At 35.9% G+C, this 18,495-nt stretch carries 21 protein-coding genes, 1 tRNA gene and 2 other annotated features (1 of these 24 only partly in view); of the genes, 21 read left to right on the plus strand and 1 reads right to left on the minus strand.

Going from position 1 to position 18,495, the window contains the following annotated elements:
• Positions 1 to 38 precede the first annotated feature (38 nt).
• Complete coding sequence (radA, locus tag THEBR_RS01745) at positions 39 to 1,412, plus strand: DNA repair protein RadA (RefSeq protein ID WP_012268633.1); 1,374 nt, start codon at positions 39 to 41, stop codon at positions 1,410 to 1,412.
• A gap of 305 nt (positions 1,413 to 1,717) precedes the next feature.
• On the opposite strand, the gene THEBR_RS01750 is transcribed toward radA, so the two are convergent.
• Positions 1,718 to 2,113 (minus strand): nucleoside triphosphate pyrophosphohydrolase family protein, encoded by a 396-nt coding sequence (locus THEBR_RS01750; RefSeq protein ID WP_003868425.1) that lies wholly within the window; start codon positions 2,111 to 2,113, stop codon positions 1,718 to 1,720.
• Positions 2,114 to 2,396: 283 nt separating this feature from the next.
• Between THEBR_RS01750 and THEBR_RS01755 the strand changes: the two genes are divergently transcribed.
• From THEBR_RS01755 to rplA, 20 genes are all read left to right on the plus strand, one after another.
• Entirely contained in the window at positions 2,397 to 3,500 is a 1,104-nt protein-coding gene (locus tag THEBR_RS01755; protein ID WP_012268982.1) for a PIN/TRAM domain-containing protein, read from the plus strand.
• 81 nt (positions 3,501 to 3,581) lie between these two features.
• Positions 3,582 to 4,265 (plus strand): 2-C-methyl-D-erythritol 4-phosphate cytidylyltransferase, encoded by a 684-nt coding sequence (gene ispD, locus THEBR_RS01760; RefSeq protein ID WP_012268983.1) that lies wholly within the window; start codon positions 3,582 to 3,584, stop codon positions 4,263 to 4,265.
• A 66-nt stretch (positions 4,266 to 4,331) separates the two neighbouring features.
• On the plus strand, positions 4,332 to 5,576 hold the full coding sequence (locus THEBR_RS01765; RefSeq protein WP_012268984.1) for a lipase family alpha/beta hydrolase: 1,245 nt from the start codon (positions 4,332 to 4,334) through the stop codon (positions 5,574 to 5,576).
• Positions 5,569 to 6,066 (plus strand): 2-C-methyl-D-erythritol 2,4-cyclodiphosphate synthase, encoded by a 498-nt coding sequence (gene ispF / locus THEBR_RS01770; protein ID WP_012268985.1) that lies wholly within the window; start codon positions 5,569 to 5,571, stop codon positions 6,064 to 6,066. Before THEBR_RS01765 ends, ispF begins: the two co-directional genes overlap by 8 nt.
• Before the next feature lie 44 nt (positions 6,067 to 6,110).
• Entirely contained in the window at positions 6,111 to 7,823 is a 1,713-nt protein-coding gene (locus THEBR_RS01775; RefSeq protein ID WP_012268986.1) for a proline--tRNA ligase, read from the plus strand.
• Positions 7,824 to 7,916: 93 nt separating this feature from the next.
• Complete coding sequence (locus THEBR_RS01780) at positions 7,917 to 8,156, plus strand: hypothetical protein (protein WP_003868431.1); 240 nt, start codon at positions 7,917 to 7,919, stop codon at positions 8,154 to 8,156.
• A 333-nt stretch (positions 8,157 to 8,489) separates the two neighbouring features.
• Positions 8,490 to 9,947, plus strand: a complete 1,458-nt coding sequence (gltX, locus tag THEBR_RS01785; protein WP_012268987.1) for a glutamate--tRNA ligase — start codon at positions 8,490 to 8,492, stop codon at positions 9,945 to 9,947.
• Positions 9,945 to 10,161: a binding site (T-box leader), on the plus strand. (Overlaps the previous gene by 3 nt.)
• A gap of 34 nt (positions 10,162 to 10,195) precedes the next feature.
• Positions 10,196 to 10,861, plus strand: a complete 666-nt coding sequence (cysE, locus tag THEBR_RS01790) for a serine O-acetyltransferase (protein WP_003868433.1) — start codon at positions 10,196 to 10,198, stop codon at positions 10,859 to 10,861.
• Positions 10,848 to 12,248 carry a cysteine--tRNA ligase gene (gene cysS / locus THEBR_RS01795; RefSeq protein ID WP_003868434.1) on the plus strand — a complete coding sequence of 467 codons (1,401 nt, stop codon included), beginning with the start codon at positions 10,848 to 10,850 and terminating at the stop codon, positions 12,246 to 12,248. The genes cysE and cysS overlap by 14 nt, the downstream gene beginning before the upstream one ends.
• Entirely contained in the window at positions 12,233 to 12,661 is a 429-nt protein-coding gene (locus THEBR_RS01800; protein ID WP_003868435.1) for a Mini-ribonuclease 3, read from the plus strand. The genes cysS and THEBR_RS01800 overlap by 16 nt, the downstream gene beginning before the upstream one ends.
• A 9-nt stretch (positions 12,662 to 12,670) precedes the next feature.
• Positions 12,671 to 13,414 carry a 23S rRNA (guanosine(2251)-2'-O)-methyltransferase RlmB gene (gene rlmB / locus THEBR_RS01805; protein ID WP_012268988.1) on the plus strand — a complete coding sequence of 248 codons (744 nt, stop codon included), beginning with the start codon at positions 12,671 to 12,673 and terminating at the stop codon, positions 13,412 to 13,414.
• Positions 13,414 to 13,920, plus strand: coding sequence for an NYN domain-containing protein (locus THEBR_RS01810; RefSeq protein ID WP_003868438.1), 507 nt, complete (start codon positions 13,414 to 13,416; stop codon positions 13,918 to 13,920). Before rlmB ends, THEBR_RS01810 begins: the two co-directional genes overlap by 1 nt.
• Positions 13,921 to 14,000: 80 nt before the next feature.
• A complete protein-coding gene (gene sigH, locus THEBR_RS01815; RefSeq protein ID WP_009052839.1) occupies positions 14,001 to 14,645 on the plus strand; it encodes an RNA polymerase sporulation sigma factor SigH in 645 nt (214 codons plus the stop codon).
• A 61-nt stretch (positions 14,646 to 14,706) separates the two neighbouring features.
• Positions 14,707 to 14,782: transfer RNA gene (locus THEBR_RS01820), tRNA-Thr, on the plus strand.
• A gap of 133 nt (positions 14,783 to 14,915) precedes the next feature.
• On the plus strand, positions 14,916 to 16,118 hold the full coding sequence (gene tuf / locus THEBR_RS01825; protein ID WP_003870265.1) for an elongation factor Tu: 1,203 nt from the start codon (positions 14,916 to 14,918) through the stop codon (positions 16,116 to 16,118).
• 183 nt (positions 16,119 to 16,301) lie between these two features.
• A complete protein-coding gene (gene rpmG, locus THEBR_RS11700; RefSeq protein ID WP_004402360.1) occupies positions 16,302 to 16,451 on the plus strand; it encodes a 50S ribosomal protein L33 in 150 nt (49 codons plus the stop codon).
• 29 nt (positions 16,452 to 16,480) lie between these two features.
• Complete coding sequence (gene secE, locus THEBR_RS01830) at positions 16,481 to 16,678, plus strand: preprotein translocase subunit SecE (RefSeq protein WP_012268989.1); 198 nt, start codon at positions 16,481 to 16,483, stop codon at positions 16,676 to 16,678.
• Between the two features lie 32 nt (positions 16,679 to 16,710).
• A complete protein-coding gene (gene nusG / locus THEBR_RS01835; protein WP_003868694.1) occupies positions 16,711 to 17,235 on the plus strand; it encodes a transcription termination/antitermination protein NusG in 525 nt (174 codons plus the stop codon).
• A gap of 46 nt (positions 17,236 to 17,281) precedes the next feature.
• Positions 17,282 to 17,704, plus strand: coding sequence for a 50S ribosomal protein L11 (gene rplK, locus THEBR_RS01840; protein WP_003868695.1), 423 nt, complete (start codon positions 17,282 to 17,284; stop codon positions 17,702 to 17,704).
• Between the two features lie 46 nt (positions 17,705 to 17,750).
• A complete protein-coding gene (gene rplA, locus THEBR_RS01845; RefSeq protein WP_012268990.1) occupies positions 17,751 to 18,443 on the plus strand; it encodes a 50S ribosomal protein L1 in 693 nt (230 codons plus the stop codon).
• A gap of 47 nt (positions 18,444 to 18,490) precedes the next feature.
• Positions 18,491 to 18,495 (plus strand) — a sequence feature (ribosomal protein L10 leader region) (it continues 118 nt past the right edge of the window).

The following is an 18,495-nucleotide window of genomic DNA, read 5'->3' on the forward strand; positions in this document are numbered from 1 at the left end:
TATAATTAAAAGAGAATTTTGTGAAAGATGGTGGAGGTATGGCCAAATCAACTACAAAGTTTGTGTGTAGAGAGTGTGGCTTTGAAAGTAGTAAATGGATGGGAAGATGTCCTAATTGTGACAGCTGGAATTCTTTTGAGGAAGAAGCTATAGAGAGTTCAAAAAATTTTAGGAAAACTAAAGATAGATCACAAATATACCTTCTTGAAGATGTAACTTTTTCAGAAGAGGAAAGAATAAGGACAGGGATTGAAGAGTTTGACAGGGTTTTAGGCGGCGGAATTGTAAAAGGTTCTCTTGTTTTAATAGGTGGTGACCCAGGAATTGGGAAGTCTACTTTGCTATTACAAGTAGCAGGTAATATTTCTGATAGCAGGAAGGTACTTTATGTGTCAGGAGAGGAATCAGTTCAACAGATTAAATTGAGGGCAGATAGAATTTTGAAAGAGAAACAGCGAATATATCTTTTGTGCGAAACAAATATAGAAGAGATAGAGAGAAAAATTGATGAGAATAAGCCGGATTTTGTTATTATTGATTCTATACAGACGATATACACTGAGGAAAGTGAGACAATACCGGGAAGTGTGTCTCAGATAAGACAAGTGACTCAAAAGCTGATGGAAATTGCAAAACAAAAAGACATAAGTATTTTTTTGATAGGGCATGTTACAAAAGAAGGAGCAATAGCGGGACCCAAAGTTTTGGAACATATGGTGGACACGGTTTTATATTTTGAAGGGGATAGGACCCAGTCTTTTAGGATATTGCGGGCTGTAAAAAACCGTTTTGGCGCAACTCACGAAATAGGAGTTTTTGATATGGAGGAGGATGGGCTTTGTGAGATAAGCAATCCTTCTGAATTTATTCTCTCAAATAAGCCGAAAGATGTTTCAGGGACTGCTGTTGTATCTTCTATTCAAGGGACGAGGCCAATTTTAATGGAAGTTCAGTCTTTGATATGTAAGACTACTTTTGGAGTGCCGCGAAGAATGGCCACTGGATTTGACTACAATCGCTTTATATTGCTTTTGGCAGTTATAGAAAAAAGACTGGGCATAAATCTTTCACAATTTGATGCATATGTAAATGTGGCTGGAGGAATGAAAATTCAAGAGCCAGCTGCTGACCTTGGAATAATTGCTTCATCTCTTTCTGGATATTTTAATATACCTATTCCTGAAGATGTTTGTTTTATAGGAGAGGTGGGATTGACGGGAGAAGTAAGAGGAGTCAGCAATATAGATAAACGAATAGGTGAAGCACAAAAGATGGGATTTTCTCAAGTTTTTATTCCTGAGATGAAAACAAAAGAAATAAAAAAGTTTGGGAATATAAAGGTTACTAAAATAAAGGACATAAAGGATATTATGGATTTTTTGAGAGAAAGAGAACAAAAAGCGTCTTCATAAGGAAGACGCTTCAGACTGTAGACAAACTTTCGTAAAGGAGATATTTTGCATAAGGAGCGACTTGTTACAAAGCGCTAACAAAACTTAGCAAGACCGAGGGTGGAGGCAGGGCCGAAGCCACGGATGGCGGAGGCGGGCACCTTAAGGCATGGATGCCGATTGTGCCCGGTACCCTGCCGGAACCTGAAGGTCGAGCTTTAGTTTTGTCGCTTTGGAACATCGGAGCGACGATGCAAAATATCTCCTTTGAATATTTTTTAACTTTGTCAACAAACTAAAGCGTCTCCATAGAAGAGACGCTTATTTTATAACATGTTAAATATGCCTAAAGTGTTCAATTCTTTGTGTTTTTTAAGAAGTATATCGTAAAAATTAAGCCCTAAAACATTACACAAAGCGATTATGTAAAATACATTGTTACCTATTTCTGCTTCTATAACTTCTTTACAGTTTTCACAGAGTTGGCCTTCAAGATGGGTTTTGAAATATTTGTGGGCCTCTTCCAAAGTTGCATCCGGGGGAGTTTCTTGTTTGCTAGCATTTATCCTTATGCAACCGCACTCGGTTACTGATTTAGCAACAGCTCTATTTATGCGGGCACTGCTCTCTTGTATTTTTGTCATTATATCCATAATACTTCTATGGCGCAGAAGGTATTCATCTACTGTGTTTTGAAGGTCGTCTACAATAATATCCTTCATTTTTTTGTCCACTCCCGTTCTATGAGTTTTTAAGATTTCTCTTGCTTTTATTATAGACTTAAACCATTACCATGTCAATATTTAGAATGGCATTTAAATACATTATATAGCATTAATGTAATTTTAATCTTTTGTTAAATTGACAATCCATCTACATAAGTAGTATACTGTAATTAACAACCACTTTATACGTGTAAAAATTGTGAAATATTTTTAATTATTCCCCCTATATTGCTTATAATAATGAGAAAAATAGCCAATAATAGAGATAGGAGGTGATAATATGTTGTATAAAATTATAAGAGGTGGAATTGGATTACTGGGAATGGCAGCGGGTTTTGAATTGACAAAGCTTTTGCTAGATCTTGTAAAAGATCAGAATTTTGTGCCTATACAGTTAAATTATTTTTCAACAGTGATAGCTTATATTATAGGTACTTTAATAGGTGGAATCATATTTTACGTCATTTCTCCTAAATTTATAAAGTGGGGGAAAGACTTTGAACAGTGGTTGGAAGCAAAACTTCAGAATATGCCGATTGATGAAATTTTAATAGGAGCATTCGGGCTAATAGTAGGGCTTATTGTGGCTAATTTGTTAAGCGCGCCTCTTTATCCTATCTTAGTTGTAGGAAAAGTAGTGCCAATTCTTTTGAATTTGTTTTTGGGGTATTTGGGCATTAGAATTTCTTTAAAGAAAAAAGATGATATTTTAAATGTATTTTCTTTTATGAAAAAGTTGGGACCGCAAAAGACTGTTAAAAACGAGTATAGTGGAATTCCAAAAATTTTGGATACCAGTGTAATTATAGATGGCAGGATATTTGACATATGTAAGACGGGCTTTATTGAAGGACCTTTAATAATTCCAGCTTTTGTATTAGAGGAATTAAGGCATATTGCAGATTCTTCAGATTCTTTAAAGAGAAATAGGGGTAGACGGGGACTGGATGTTTTAAATAAGATACAAAATGAGTTAAATATCAAAGTAGAAATTGTAGATAAGGAAATTGATGCGGCAGAAGTAGATACAAAACTTTTGAAACTTGCCCAAATGCTAAAAGGCAAAATAATAACTAATGATTATAATTTAAACAAAGTAGCAGAATTTCACAGGGTCCCTGTTTTGAATATAAATGAACTTTCCAATGCAGTAAAACCAATTGTTCTTCCTGGAGAAGAAATGGTAGTGCAAGTTATTAAAGATGGCAAAGAGGCCGGCCAAGGAGTTGCTTATTTGGACGATGGTACGATGATTGTTGTAGACGGTGGCAAAAAATTCATAGGTAATACCATAGAAGTGCTTGTTACTAGTGTTTTGCAAACTGCCGCAGGAAGGATGATATTTGCAAAGCCCAAACAGGCAGAACAAGAAAAGGCTATATGAAAAACGCAGGGAAACCTGTGTTTTTTTATGTGGAAATGATATAATTGGAGTGTGCATTATTTTACTTGTGAGGTAGAGAAAATGAATGTAAGTGCGGTAATAGTGGCGGCAGGTAAGGGCATTAGAATGGGGCACACAGTAAATAAAGTATACCTTACTATAGCAGGTAAACCAGTTTTGTATTATTCTCTCAAAGCCTTTGATGAAATTGATTGGATTAAGGAAATTGTTGTTGTTGTATCAAAGGAAGAAATGGAATATTGCCAAGAAAATGTAGTAAAAAAGTATATTTTCAAAAAACCAATTAAATTAGTAGAAGGAGGTAGTGAAAGGCAGTATTCTGTTTATAATGGAATTACAAATACAAAGGAAGATTGCGAAATTATAGCAATTCATGATGGAGCAAGGCCTTTAGTTGAGAAAGAAACAGTTATAAAAGCTTTAAAAGAAGCTTATTTGCATAAAGCAGTAGCATTGGGAGTACCTGTCAAAGACACTATAAAAGTAGTTGATGGGAAAAATTTTATTTTAAATACCCCTGATAGAAAATATTTATGGGCAATTCAAACCCCTCAGGTATTTGAAAGGAATTTGATTATTAAAGCTCATCAAAAGGCACTGGAGGATGGTTTTTTGGGGACAGATGACACAGTATTAGTGGAGAGATTGGGTTATAAAGTAAAAGTAGTTGAAGGGGACTATAGAAATATAAAGATAACTACGCCCGAGGATTTGATTGTAGCAGAGGCTTTTTTAAAAAAATAACGTTTTTCGCGAATCCTCATATAATTTAATAGAGAATTTTCTATTAAATTGTATGAGGGTGATTTTATGGATAACCCTGTAGTTTTTGTACACGGGATGTTTGGTTCTATTTTTACTCCAACTCCTTTAGGGAAAATATGGAGTTTTGGTCCTGCGGCTTATGCTTATAATCCTTTTATAGAAAATTTGGGCAAATTAGGCTTAGTAGAAGGGAAAAATCTATTTATATGTTATTATGAATGGTGGAAAAGTGTGCCGGATTCTGTTGATACCCTTAAACTGACTATTGAAGAGGCAAAAGCTAAGACTGGCAGCCATAAAGTAGATTTGATATGCCATAGCATGGGAGGACTTTTAGCGAGAAGTTATATAGAGAGCGATAAATATCAATTTGATGTGGCTAGATTGATATTTTTAGCTACTCCCCATTTTGGAGCGGCAAATGCTTATTATGGTTGGGAGGGGGGTACTGTAGCCCCAGAAGATGATGATTTTATAAACATGCTCTTTAAAGGATTTTTATGGATTTTTTCAAAAATTAAAGGGGAAACTGATGCAATAACTGTTATTCGAAAATACATTCCTTCTGTAAAAGACTTAATGCCTTCTAAAGAATATGGTAACTATCTTTTTATGTATCCTACGAGATATAATAAAATTTTGTTTAAAAATATAGAGTATATGAAAGTTATAAATGAGTTTTTGAATAGTCTAAATAAACAAGTAGGAGTTTTATACGACAGAGTCAAGAAAATCTATGTTTTTTCAGGAGATGGAATATATACTAATAAGTTTATTCAAGTAGGAAAACCAGTAAGTGACATAGTATGGCCAGATGGCAAACCAGTAGGTGTAATAAGGGACAATAAAGGGGACGGTACAGTCCTTAAAAAGAGCGCGTTAGGAGTAGAAGGAGAAAAATTTATTGTAAAAACAGGTCATATTGGAATTTTAAATGATTCCATTCCTTATTTGCAACAAATATTGGGTATTAAAGAAAAGCCCCAAGTTTCTATTTTAGAAAAAGTTGTATCATATTTGAGCATGATAACAGACAAGAAAATAGTAGTGTTAGATAGAAGTAAAAATGTTATAAGTTATGATATCTTTGGCAAATTTGTGTGGCATCTAAATTTAAAACCTGAAGGGGAATATCGCATTTCTGTAAGAGAGCCTTTTGTTTCGGAGGTATATATTGAGACTAATAAAGGGAATTTTGTAAAAAAGATTAAATCATCTCGCTTTGCAAGAGGTGTAAGCATGAGTTTAGAAGTTGATAAAGAAGGGAATTTTAGCGTAAAGGATGATTGAAGTGAAAGTAGGGTTAGGATATGACGTCCACAAGTTTGAAAAAGGAAGAAAGTTAATACTGGGAGGAGTAGAAATTCCCTATGATAAAGGTTTGGCAGGCCATTCTGATGCAGATGTTTTGATACACGCCTTAATTGATGCTATTTTAGGAGCAGCTGGTTTAGGGGATATAGGGGAGCACTTTCCTGATACGGAGATAGCCTATAAAGATATTGATAGTAGCCTTTTATTAAAAAAAGTGTTGGCAATAATAGAGAATAAATTCAGAGTAAATAATGTGGATTGTATTATTGTAGCGCAAAGGCCTAAGTTATCTCCTTATAAAGAGCAAATAAGAATAAAATTATCGGAATTATTAAAAATTGAGAAAAAAAGAATAAATGTAAAAGCAAAAACAGAGGAAGGATTAGGTTTTACAGGTAGACAAGAGGGAATAAAAGCCTATGTTATTGTCAGTTTAGAAGAATTAGGTGTTGACATAAAAAAGTAGGTAAAATAAAATTTACTTAAAATTATGTACTTAGGAGGATGAAGATGAGACTATCGCAGCTGTTAGTTCCGACTTTAAGAGAAATTCCTGCTGAAGCTGAAATTCCCAGCCATATTTTAATGTTAAAGGCTGCATTGATGAGGAAATTGGCTTCAGGGGTATATATTTACTTGCCATTAGGACAAAGGGTACTTAGAAAAGTGGAGCAAATTGTAAGAGAAGAGATGGACAGAGCTGGCAGTCAAGAGGTATTAATGTCTGCTCTTATTCCAGCAGAACTTTTGAAAGAAAGTGGAAGATGGGATGTATTTGGCCCTGAGATGTTTAAGCTAAAAGATAGAAATGAAAGGGACTTTTGCTTAGGGCCTACACACGAAGAGGTTTTTACAGACCTTATTAGAAATGAAGTGAAGTCTTATAGGCAGCTTCCTCTTATTTTATATCAAATTCAAACTAAGTTTAGAGATGAAAGGCGCCCGAGATTTGGCGTCATGAGAAGTAGAGAATTTATAATGAAGGACGCTTACAGCTTTGATATGGATTGGGAAGGGTTGGATAAGTCCTTTAATAAAATGTATGAGGCTTACTGCCGAATATTTGATAGATGTGGACTTAAATATTTGGTCGTAGAAGCTGATTCAGGTGCTATGGGAGGAAAAGACTCAAAAGAGTTTATGGTAATTTCTGGTGTAGGGGAAGCAGTAATAGCTTACTGTGACAATTGTGGTTATGCTGCAAATGAGGAAAAGGCAGAATGCCTTATCAATCAAGAAATAGTTGAAGAGATGTTGCCAAAAGAAGAAGTATATACACCAAATGTTAGAACAATTGAAGAGTTGGTTAATTTTTTGGGAATTACTCCTAATAAATTTGTAAAAACTCTTATATACAAGGCAAAGGACAACGTTGTAGCAGCATTAGTTCGAGGAGATAGAGACTTAAACGAGACAAAGCTTTTAAATATTTTAGGAATAAGAGAAGAGGAGTTAGAATTGGCAGATGCATCAATAGTGGAAAAGGTTACAGGAGCAAAAGTGGGATTTGCAGGACCTATAGGATTAAAAGGAGAAGTAATGATAATAGTAGATAATGAGATTCCGCAAATGAGGAATTTTATAGTAGGAGCAAACGAGACAGATTATCATATTAAAAATGTCAACTATGGTAGAGACTTTAAAGCTGATGTTGTGGCGGATATCAAAAATGTTATTGAAGGAGATAAGTGTCCAAGGTGTGGTTCACCGCTTAAAATTGACAGAGGTATAGAAGTAGGACATATTTTTAAGTTAGGGACAAAGTACAGTGATGCATTGGGAGCTAAGTATGTAGATGAAGAGGGGAATGAAAAGCCAATTATAATGGGCTGCTATGGAATAGGAATTAATAGAACGGTGGCGGCTATTATAGAGCAACACCATGATGAGAAAGGTATTATATGGCCTATGAGTGTTGCACCCTATCATGTGATTATAGTGCCTGTCAATGTTTCTAATGAAGCTCAAAATCGAGTAGCAGAAGATATATATGCTGCTTTGCAAAAAGAGGGAATAGAGGTTTTAATAGATGATAGAGATTTAAGAGCTGGTGTCAAATTTAATGACGCCGATTTGTTAGGAATACCTATAAGGATTACAGTTGGGAAAAAAGTAGATGATGGAATAGTGGAAATAAAATTGAGAGAAAATGAAGAAGCAGAAGAGGTAAAAATTTCTGATGTTGTAGAAAAGGTGAAAAATATTATAAAAGAGAAAATGTAAGGGATTTCTTAAAAGGAATCCCTTATTTTGCATAAAGAAAGTTTGTATGTGAAAAAATATTTGTCAAAAGGTTGATAAAAAGGAGGGACTCTTGTGAATATTTATATAATGGGTATCAGTGTGGAGAAAAGGAGCGAATTTGGACCAAAAGTTCAAGAAGTTTTGACAAAATACGGTGACCAAATAATTGCAAGGTTTGGAATACATGATTCACAAAATGGCAGCGGTCTTATTACTTTAAATGTAAGAGGAGAACAAAAATTTATGGAGGAATTTGAGGAGGAATTAAGTGCTATTCCTACAGTGAAGGTAAAATACATGAATTTAAAATAAAGTTTTTTAAAGCTGACGTTTTGCACCACTTGCTCCGGTGACCTCACAGGCTAAACTAACGCTCGACCTCAGACTCCAGCGGGGTTCCTACGTCAGGTGGCTTCCATGCCTCAGGTGCCCGCCTCCGGCATCCTTGCCTCCGGCCCCGCCTTCATCTTTCGGGCTCGCTAAGTTTAGCAACTGTTCAGTCAAGTCGCGCGCTTTGCGCAAAACGTCACCTAATCTACAAAATTTTACACACACAATTGTCACTTCATCTATTTAAAAAGCTCAAAATTTGTTATAATTAAATCTAGTATAAAGTATTAACTAAAAAAGGATGGAGTGACACACATGAACAATTTGAGAGTTAGATTTGCGCCAAGCCCAACTGGAGCTATTCATATAGGGAATATAAGAACTGCTTTATTTAATTATCTTTTTTCAAGAAGTGAAGGGGCTACTTTTGTTTTAAGGATTGAAGACACGGACTTAGAAAGGTCTTCAAAAGAGTTTGAAGAATTAATTTTTAAAGAATTAGAGTGGTTAGGTATAGAATGGGACGAAGGACCAGATAAACCAGGTCCCTATGGCCCTTATAGGCAAAGTGAAAGACTTGAAATTTATCATAAATTTGCCCAGAAACTTATTGAAGAAAAAAAGGCATATAGATGTTATTGTACTCCGGAGGAATTAGAAGAAGATAGAAGAAAGGCAGTAGAAAGAGGAGATATACCTTGTTATTCTGGAAGGTGTAGGTATCTTACAAAGGAGCAAGAAGAGGCTTTTATAAGAGAGGGAAGAAAACCTGTAATAAGGTTTATTATTCCTGACGATGAAGTTATAGAGTTTGAAGACATGATAAAAGGAAAAATTACAATAAAAAGTGATACTTTAGGCGGGGACATGGTAATTGTCAAATCAGACGGAATGCCTACTTACAATTTTGCAGTTGTAATAGATGACGCTCTTATGAAGATTACCCATGTCATAAGAGGAGAAGACCATATATACAATACTCCGAAACAGATACTCATTTACAAGGCTTTAGGATTTGAAATTCCTAAGTTTGCCCATGCGCCTTTAATATTGGGACCAGATAGGACTAAACTTTCTAAAAGGCATGGGAATACTTATATAGGCCAGTATAGAGAATTGGGATATTTGCCAGAAGCTATGTTTAACTTTTTATCTCTTTTAAGTTGGTCACCGGAGGATAATGTAGAAATCATGTCAAAAGAAGAAATAATAAAGAAATTTAATTTCAGAAGGATTCACAGTGCTAATCCTGTCTTTGATATTGAAAAGCTTAATTGGATGAATCAACAGTATATACAAAAAAGTTCTATTGAGAGAATTGTAGATTTGGCTATTCCACATTTAAGAAGGGCAGGATACATTGACGGAATAGATGATATGGTGTATAATTGGCTAAAGGATGTAATATCCCTTTACAAAGATGGACTCCAATATGTGGCTCAAATTACTGAGAAAGCTAAGATGTTTTTTGTAGAAGAAGTTGAGTATTCTGATGAAACGGTGAAAATATTGAATAGCCCAAATAGTAAAATTGTACTAGAAGTAGTTAAAAAAGTCATAGAGGAAGCTGATGAAATAACAGAGGAATATGTTAAAGATTTGCTTAAAAAATTGCAAAAAGAAACCAAGGTAAAAGGGAAAGAATTTTTCATGCCAATCAGAGTAGCAATAACAGGAGAAGACCATGGACCTGAATTGGTGAAGATTATTCCTCTTTTGGGGAAGGATAAAGTGATAAATAGGCTGAAAAAAGCGATAAATTTAATAAAGTAAAAAGCGATGAGGAGAAGAGTATTATAACATAAGCCTTCAGAGAAGAGCTACCATAGGCTGCGAGTAGCTCGAGGATATGTTATAAGAAGTGCATCTCCGAGCTGTATCCCTGAAATTTTAGTAGGGGGTTACCGGCCTTTGCCGTTATCTAAAATGAGTGGAGTTTAAAACTCAAGCAGAGTGGAACCACGGGAGTCCCCCCCTCGTCTCTGAGATGAGGGGGGTAAATTTTTAAGGAGGTGTTTGGTATGTTTAAAACTTTAAAAGAAGACATCCAAGTTATTTTTGAAAGAGACCCTGCTGCCAAAAGTGTGCTGGAGGTTATATTATGTTATCCCGGGCTTCATGCCATAATACTACACAGAATTGCTCATTATTTATATAAAAAAGGGTTAATTTTAATCCCGCGGCTTATTTCACAGTTTAATAGATTTCTCACAGGGATTGAAATACATCCCGGTGCTAAGATAGGTAGGAGATTTTTTATCGATCATGGCATGGGAGTTGTAATTGGGGAGACTACAGAGATTGGTGATAATGTGACAATATATCAAGGGGTAACTTTAGGAGGTACAGGGAAAGAAAAAGGAAAAAGACATCCTACTATAAAAAATAATGTAGTTATAGGAAGTGGAGCTAAAGTATTAGGTCCTATTGTAGTGGGAGAAAATTCAAAAATAGGTGCAGGAGCAGTTGTATTAAAAGATGTACCACCTAATAGCACAGTAGTCGGAGTACCTGCTCGCTGTGTGAAAAAAGATAATATACGTATAGCTTCTCCGTATGTGGTAGATTTAGAGCATGGTAAACTTCCTGACCCTGTGGAAGAGGAATTGCAAAAATTGAGAAAGAGGATTGAGAGGTTAGAGCAAATTTTAATTGAAAGGAAGGGAGAGAAAGATGAAGCTGTATAATACTCTTTCAAGGACAAAAGAAGAATTTGAACCTTTAAATGATAAGATAGTGAACATGTATGTTTGTGGACCTACTGTATATAATTACATCCACATAGGAAATGCAAGGGCTTTTATTGTATTTGATACAGTGAGAAGATATTTAGAATATAAAGGTTATAAAGTAAATTACGTTCAAAATTTTACTGATATTGACGATAAAATAATTAAAAGAGCCCAAGAAGAAAATGTTACTACAAAAGAAGTAGCGGAAAAATATATAGAAGAATATTTTATAGATGCAGATAATTTGGGTATAAAAAGAGCAACAGTTCATCCTAAAGCGACAGAGCATATAGAAGATATAATCGAATTTATAAAGATTTTAATCGACAAAGGATATGCTTATGTGGTAAATGGAAATGTTTATTTTGAAACTGCGAAATTTAAGGATTATGGAAAGCTTTCTCACAAAAATATAGAAGAATTGCAAGCAGGGGCAAGAATTGAGATAAACGAAGAAAAGAAAAATCCATTGGATTTTGTTCTCTGGAAAGCTCAAAAGCCCGGTGAACCTGCATGGGATAGTCCCTGGGGAAAGGGAAGACCAGGATGGCATATAGAATGCTCTGTTATGTCTACGAAATATTTGGGGAAAACTTTAGATATCCACGCAGGAGGTCCTGATTTGGTATTCCCTCATCATGAGAACGAAATTGCTCAGAGCGAAGCAGCATATGGTCAACCGTTTTCCAAATATTGGATGCACATAGGGTATTTAAATATAAACAATGAAAAGATGTCAAAATCTAAAGGGAATTTCTTTACAGTAAGAGAAATAACAGAGAAATACAATCCTGAAGTTTTAAGACTTTTTATGCTTATGGCTCACTACAGAAGTCCCATTAATTTTAGTTTAGATTTAATGGAGCAGGCTAAGTCCGCTTATGAAAGATTGTTAAATGCGGTGGCCAATTTAAAACATTTGCTTACTGTGTGCAAAGACAGGGAATTAAACGAAGAAGAAAAGAGAATAAAGGAAAAGTTTGAAGAATATAAAAAGGAATTTGAAGATGCAATGGATGACGATTTTAACACTGCGGATGCCATATCGGTTTTGTTTGAAATGTCAAAAACTGCTAATACAAATATCAGTGGAAATTCTTCGAAGAAATTGGTAGAATATATTTTAGATATATTTTTAAAACTCTCAGAAATTTTAGGACTTTCTTACAGAGGCGTGGAGACTGAGCTCAATGATGAAGAAATACTTGCTTTAATAGAAGAAAGGCAAAAAGCAAGAAAAGAAAAGAATTGGAAGTTAGCTGATGAAATAAGAGATAGACTGAGAGAAAAAGGAATAATTTTGGAAGACACACCAGAGGGAGTAAGATGGAAAAGAGTATGATGGGGTTTTTGGAAAATACAGAGTTACTTACGAAGGAGGGGGTGTTAAGTTTATCCCCCCTTGTTTTAGCTTTTATTGGAGATGCTGTGTATAGTTTATACATTCGCACCAAAATTGTGGCCCAAAAAAATCAGCCTGTTAATTTTTTGCACAAAGAGACAGTTAAGTACGTAAAAGCCAAAGCTCAGGCAGAATCTGTAAAAAGAATTTATGATCTTCTCTCAGAAGAGGAAAAAGATATAGTTAGAAGAGGAAGGAATATGAAGTCTAATACTACACCTAAAGGAGTAGAAGTACAGGCCTATAGATATGCTACGGGATTTGAAGCTTTGCTAGGTTATCTATATCTTGCAGGAGAATTTGAAAGATTAAAAAACATTCTTGAGCTTTCTGTACAAGTTATTGAAGAATAGGTGATGATTATGGAAGAGCAGAATGTAATTTTTGGTAGAAATCCAGTAATCGAAGCTATAAAAAGTGGGAAGGAAATTGAAAAAATATATGTTTCTAAAACAGCAGGAGGAAATATTTCAAAGATAATAAATTTTGCCAAAGAAGCAGGTATTGTAGTTTCTACTACTGATAATGATACTTTAAGTAAACTAGCCGGTAGTCAAAATCACCAAGGGGTCGTAGCTTTATCTGCTGTCTATAAATACTTTGAAGTAGATGACCTTTTGGAATATGCTGAACAAAAGAAAGAAAAGCCTTTTTTGTTGATATTAGATGAGATAACTGACCCTCACAATTTAGGTGCGATTATAAGAAGCGCAGAGGCTTTTGGGGTCCATGGGATAATAATTCCAAAAAGGCGGGCAGTAGGAGTTAATGCTACTGTTGTAAAAACTTCTGCTGGAGCAGTAGAACATATGAGAATAGCAAAAGTATCAAATATTAACAATACAATACGAGATTTAAAAGAAAGAGGCTTGTGGATTGTTGGAACGGATGTAAATGCGGAAAAAAGTTTTGAAGAGCTGAATTATGATTTTCCTGTTGCTTTTGTCATTGGGAATGAAGGAAAAGGGGTTTCGAAATTAGTTTTACAAAATTGTGATTTTGTAGTCAAAATCCCCATGAAGGGTAAGATAAACTCTTTAAATGCTTCTGTAGCAGCCTCCATTTTAATTTATCAAGTAGTTTCAAAAAGAAAAGATAAGGCGTGATGTCCTTGTACATGTTGGTGGATGGTTATAATGTAATAAATAATTGGCAGATACTAAAAGAAGAAGCGCAAAAAAACTTGGAAGATGCGCGGGACAAGTTAATAGATATGTTGGCTGATTTTAAAGGATATTCGGGGATAAATATAATATTAGTTTTTGATGCAATGTATGTAAAAGGAAGTCTAGAAAAACATGAAGAAATTAGTGGTATTGAGGTCGTTTACACAAGAGAAGGCGAATCGGCAGATCATTTTATAGAGTTAAAAGTAGTGGAATTAGCGAAAAAGGAGCAAGTAATTGTGGTAAGTTCCGATTGGACTGTGCAGCAGGTGGTTTTAGCTCATGGTGCAATAAGAATGTCTGCAAGAGAGCTTTACGAGGAAATGAATAAATATATTGAAAGCCATAAAAAAAGCTATGTGAATACAATTTATAAAGACAATTTGGAAGAGCGACTTGATAATGAAATAGTAAAAAAACTGCGCAAAATGGCAGAAAACAGTTAAAATTAGCTTGACTACCTTTACCAATATAATGTATAATTATAACGTATAAAGTTGCCGGAATAATAAATGGGGGCGGTATTGTGAAATCTGGGGCGCAGCAGGATTACTATCAACCATATGACCAAATGGAAGAGGAGGAGGTCGTTTTTAGAGCTCAAAAAGGAGACGAAATTGCTTTAGAGTACCTTATTGAAAGGTATAAAAGTTTTGTAAAAGCAAAAGCTCGCGCTTATTTTTTAGTAGGTGCCGATAAGGAAGATATTATTCAAGAAGGGATGATAGGCCTTTATAAAGCAATTCGAGATTACAAAAGTGACAAGCTCACCTCTTTCAAAGCTTTTGCGGAATTATGTGTGACTCGTCAAATTATTACTGCTATTAAAACCGCAACAAGGCAGAAGCACATACCCCTTAATTCTTATGTTTCCCTCAATAAGCCCATCTTTGATGAAGAATCTGATAGGACTCTTATGGACGTTGTTTCTACCCAATGCATTGCTGACCCTGAAGAGTTAATAATAAGCAAAGAGGAATACGTTAACATTGAGAGCAAGATGGAAGAATTGTTGAGTGGGTTAGAGTGGGAGGTCTTGGTATCATATTTAGATGGTAAGTCATATCAAGAAATTGCTGAAGATTTAAATAGGCATGTTAAATCCGTAGACAATGCTCTACAACGGGTAAAAAGAAAATTAGAAAGATATCTTGAAATGAGAAACAGCTAACTATTGACATTTAGAAGACTTTATAGTAAAATCAAAAATCGGAGTCGTGATATTCCCTTTTGCCCACGTAGCTCAGTAGGCAGAGCGTCGCCTTGGTAAGGCGGAGGTCACCGGTTCGATCCCGGTCGCGGGCTCCAATTTTGTTATTGATGTTTTTTTTTATCATAGAAGTTGTGCTTTTTAATCCTATTAATGTATAAAGGGTTACTTTTATGACACAATTTTAAGAAACACCAGGACAAGTTTATTGAAGTAAAGGAGGAAAAGAGGATGGCGAAGCAAAAATTTGAGAGGAAGAAGCCCCACGTAAACGTAGGGACGATAGGTCACGTAGACCATGGTAAGACGACGTTGACAGCAGCGATAACGATGGTATTATCGAAGGCAGGAATGGCAGAGGCGAAGGGATATGACGAGATAGACAAGGCGCCGGAGGAGAGAGCAAGGGGAATAACGATAAACACGACTCACGTAGAATATGAGACAGAGAAGAGGCACTATGCGCACGTAGACTGTCCAGGACATGCTGACTATGTAAAGAACATGATAACAGGGGCAGCACAGATGGACGGGGCGATATTAGTAGTATCAGCAGCAGACGGACCGATGCCACAGACGAGGGAACACATATTATTGGCGAGGCAGGTAGGAGTGCCATATATAGTAGTATTTTTAAACAAGGCAGACATGGTAGACGATCCAGAATTAATAGAATTAGTAGAGATGGAAGTAAGGGAATTATTGAATGAATATGAGTTTCCGGGGGATGACACACCGATAGTAGTAGGGTCAGCACTTAAGGCATTAGAGTGTGGATGTGGCAAGAGAGAGTGCGAATGGTGCGGGAAGATATGGCAGTTAATGGATGTAGTAGACGAATATATACCGACACCGGAGAGAGACATAGACAAGCCATTCTTAATGCCAGTAGAGGACGTATTTACGATAACAGGAAGAGGAACTGTTGCGACAGGGAGAGTAGAGAGAGGGAAGGTAAAGGTAGGAGACGAAGTAGAGATAATAGGATTGACGACGGAATCAAGGAAGACAGTAGTAACAGGGGTAGAGATGTTCAGGAAGACACTGGATGAGGCGCAAGCAGGAGACAACATAGGAGTATTATTAAGAGGAGTACAGAGGGACGAAGTAGAGAGAGGGCAAGTATTAGCGAAGCCAGGGACGATAAAGCCGCACACGAAATTTGAGGCACAAGTTTACGTATTGACGAAGGAAGAAGGAGGAAGGCACACACCATTTTTCAATGGATACAGGCCACAATTTTACTTTAGGACGACAGACGTTACAGGTGTAATAAACTTGCCGGATGGAGTAGAGATGGTGATGCCAGGTGACCACGTAACGATAAAAGTAGAGTTAATAACACCGATAGCGATGGAAGAAGGTTTGAAGTTTGCTATAAGAGAAGGCGGCCGTACAGTAGGTGCTGGCGTCGTGTCAGCTATCATAGAATAAAGAGAAGCCGGGTTCAAGCCTGGCTTCTTTTGGGTTAAATCAATGCTTTAGCAAACTGTGCAAAATGTCAACCAATGAGCTACCTATAAATCTTTGACACAGACTTTTTATTTTTGTGATTGACAACAAGTTATATTTATGATAAATTTGACTAAGCAGTCGAATCACCGGGAGGTGTAATAATTGAGAGTAAAAATTACGTTGGCATGTACTGAGTGTAAAAATAGAAACTACCATACGACAAAAAATAAGAAGAATGACCCTGATAGGTTAGAATTAATGAAATATTGCAAATTCTGCAAAAAGCATACCTTGCATAGAGAGACTAAGTAGTTTTTAAAACTTCAAGAGGATGTGAGGAAATGGCCGGTGAAGGAAGAAAAATTGTCAAGTTTTTCAAAGATATAAGGGCAGAAATGAAAAAGGTGACATGGCCAAGCAGAAAAACTGTGATAACTTATACTGAAATTGTATTAATAGTAGTAGCTCTTTTTACAGTATTCATTTTTTTGATTGACTCAGTTTTTAGTTATCTATTAAAGCTCATTATTAAAGTTTAAAGGAGGTTGGGGCGAGTCCCCAGAGGTTGACTATGCCAGAAAAAGAAAATGCAAAGTGGTATGTGGTTCATACCTATTCTGGATATGAAAACAAAGTTAAGGCTAATTTAGAGAAAATTGTAGAGAATAGGAATTTGCAGCATTTAATTCACCAAATCATCGTACCTACGGAAAAAGTTGTTGAGATTAAAGACGGTAAAAAGAAAACTGTCGAGAGAAAGATTTTCCCGGGTTACGTTTTGGTGAAAATGGTTATGACAGATGATACTTGGTACGTTGTGCGAAATACCAGGGGTGTTACAGGATTTGTAGGCCCTGGATCTAAACCTGTACCATTAACTGAAGCGGAAGTTAGAGCTTTAGGTATAAAAGAGATTCCAACTGCAGTTGACCTTAATGTAAAAGATACTGTCAGGGTTATTTCTGGGCCTTTTGAGAATTTTATTGGAGTAGTTCAAGAGATTTATCCAGAAAGACAAAAGGCGAAAGTTTTAATTTCCATGTTTGGGAGAGAGACACCGGTTGAATTTGACCTTGTACAACTTCAAAAAATATAAAAGTAGAAACTCATAAGCTATTTTAATTTGGTAAGGAGGTGTAATCATGGCAAAGAAAGTGGCAGCAGTTGTAAAAATACAGTTGCCAGCGGGAAAAGCTACTCCTGCGCCACCAGTAGGTACTGCTTTAGGACCTCACGGTGTTAATATAATGGCTTTTTGTAAAGAGTTCAATGAAAGGACAGCCAAAGACGCAGGGCTAATAATTCCTGTTGTTATTACAATATATGCAGACAGGTCATTTAGTTTTATAACTAAAACTCCACCAGCAGCTGTGCTACTCAAAAAGGCAGCTGGAATAGAGTCAGGTTCTCCGCAACCTAACAAACAAAAAGTAGGAAAAATTACAAGGGAGCAGCTTAGAGAAATTGCTGAAATCAAGATGAAAGACTTAAATGCTTCTGATATAGAGGCTGCTATGCGGATGATAGCAGGTACTGCAAGAAGCATGGGTATAGAGATTGTATAAAAATAAGTGGGAGGAAAGTCCGATAATACCACAAGGAGGTTAGAAAATGAAACGTGGGAAAAAATATTTAGAGAGCTTAAAGTTATATGACAAAACACAGCAGTATTCCAGCGATGAAGCAATAGATATTGTTTTGAAAACTGCAAAGGCAAATTTTGACGAAACAATTGATTTAGCTGTAAGACTAGGTGTTGACCCAAGACATGCTGACCAACAGGTAAGAGGTACAGTAGTGCTTCCTCACGGAACAGGAAAAAGTGTGAAAGTATTAGTTTTTGCAAAAGGGGAAAAAGCTAAAGAAGCAGAAGCAGCAGGTGCTGATTATGTGGGAGCAGAAGAATTAGTTGCAAAAATTCAAAATGAAAATTGGTTTGATTATGATGTTGTAGTTGCAACTCCTGATATGATGGGAGCTGTAGGGAGATTAGGTAAAATATTAGGTCCAAAAGGATTAATGCCAAACCCTAAATCAGGTACTGTGACTTTTGATTTAGAAAAAGCTATTAAAGAAATTAAAGCTGGTAAGATTGAGTACAGGGTGGATAAAGCAGGTATAATTCACGTTCCTATAGGGAAAAAATCCTTTGGGAAAGAGAAGTTATTAGAAAACTTCAGAGCAGTTATGGATGCTATAATCAAGTCCAAACCAGCAGCCGCAAAAGGACAATACATCAAAAGTCTAGTGTTATCTTCTACAATGGGACCAGGTGTGAAGGTTAATCCTTTAAAGATTTTTTAATAAAAGTTGTTGACAGACAAAAAGATGTAAGGTATAATAAGTGACGTTGAAA

The organism is Thermoanaerobacter brockii subsp. finnii Ako-1 (assembly GCF_000175295.2).
In the GTDB taxonomy this organism is placed as follows: domain Bacteria; phylum Bacillota; class Thermoanaerobacteria; order Thermoanaerobacterales; family Thermoanaerobacteraceae; genus Thermoanaerobacter; species Thermoanaerobacter pseudethanolicus.

Bases quoted from the DNA above. Each gene is read 5' to 3' on its own strand.
- radA (WP_012268633.1), top strand. From the start codon at position 39: ATGGCCAAATCAACTACAAAGTTTGTGTGTAGAGAGTGTGGCTTTGAA.
- THEBR_RS01750 (WP_003868425.1), bottom strand. From the start codon at position 2,113: ATGAAGGATATTATTGTAGACGACCTTCAAAACACAGTAGATGAATAC.
- THEBR_RS01755 (WP_012268982.1), top strand. From the start codon at position 2,397: ATGTTGTATAAAATTATAAGAGGTGGAATTGGATTACTGGGAATGGCA.
- ispD (WP_012268983.1), top strand. From the start codon at position 3,582: ATGAATGTAAGTGCGGTAATAGTGGCGGCAGGTAAGGGCATTAGAATG.
- THEBR_RS01765 (WP_012268984.1), top strand. From the start codon at position 4,332: ATGGATAACCCTGTAGTTTTTGTACACGGGATGTTTGGTTCTATTTTT.
- ispF (WP_012268985.1), top strand. From the start codon at position 5,569: ATGATTGAAGTGAAAGTAGGGTTAGGATATGACGTCCACAAGTTTGAA.
- THEBR_RS01775 (WP_012268986.1), top strand. From the start codon at position 6,111: ATGAGACTATCGCAGCTGTTAGTTCCGACTTTAAGAGAAATTCCTGCT.
- gltX (WP_012268987.1), top strand. From the start codon at position 8,490: ATGAACAATTTGAGAGTTAGATTTGCGCCAAGCCCAACTGGAGCTATT.
- cysE (WP_003868433.1), top strand. From the start codon at position 10,196: ATGTTTAAAACTTTAAAAGAAGACATCCAAGTTATTTTTGAAAGAGAC.
- cysS (WP_003868434.1), top strand. From the start codon at position 10,848: ATGAAGCTGTATAATACTCTTTCAAGGACAAAAGAAGAATTTGAACCT.
- THEBR_RS01800 (WP_003868435.1), top strand. From the start codon at position 12,233: ATGGAAAAGAGTATGATGGGGTTTTTGGAAAATACAGAGTTACTTACG.
- rlmB (WP_012268988.1), top strand. From the start codon at position 12,671: ATGGAAGAGCAGAATGTAATTTTTGGTAGAAATCCAGTAATCGAAGCT.
- THEBR_RS01810 (WP_003868438.1), top strand. From the start codon at position 13,414: ATGTCCTTGTACATGTTGGTGGATGGTTATAATGTAATAAATAATTGG.
- tuf (WP_003870265.1), top strand. From the start codon at position 14,916: ATGGCGAAGCAAAAATTTGAGAGGAAGAAGCCCCACGTAAACGTAGGG.
- secE (WP_012268989.1), top strand. From the start codon at position 16,481: ATGGCCGGTGAAGGAAGAAAAATTGTCAAGTTTTTCAAAGATATAAGG.
- nusG (WP_003868694.1), top strand. From the start codon at position 16,711: ATGCCAGAAAAAGAAAATGCAAAGTGGTATGTGGTTCATACCTATTCT.
- rplK (WP_003868695.1), top strand. From the start codon at position 17,282: ATGGCAAAGAAAGTGGCAGCAGTTGTAAAAATACAGTTGCCAGCGGGA.
- rplA (WP_012268990.1), top strand. From the start codon at position 17,751: ATGAAACGTGGGAAAAAATATTTAGAGAGCTTAAAGTTATATGACAAA.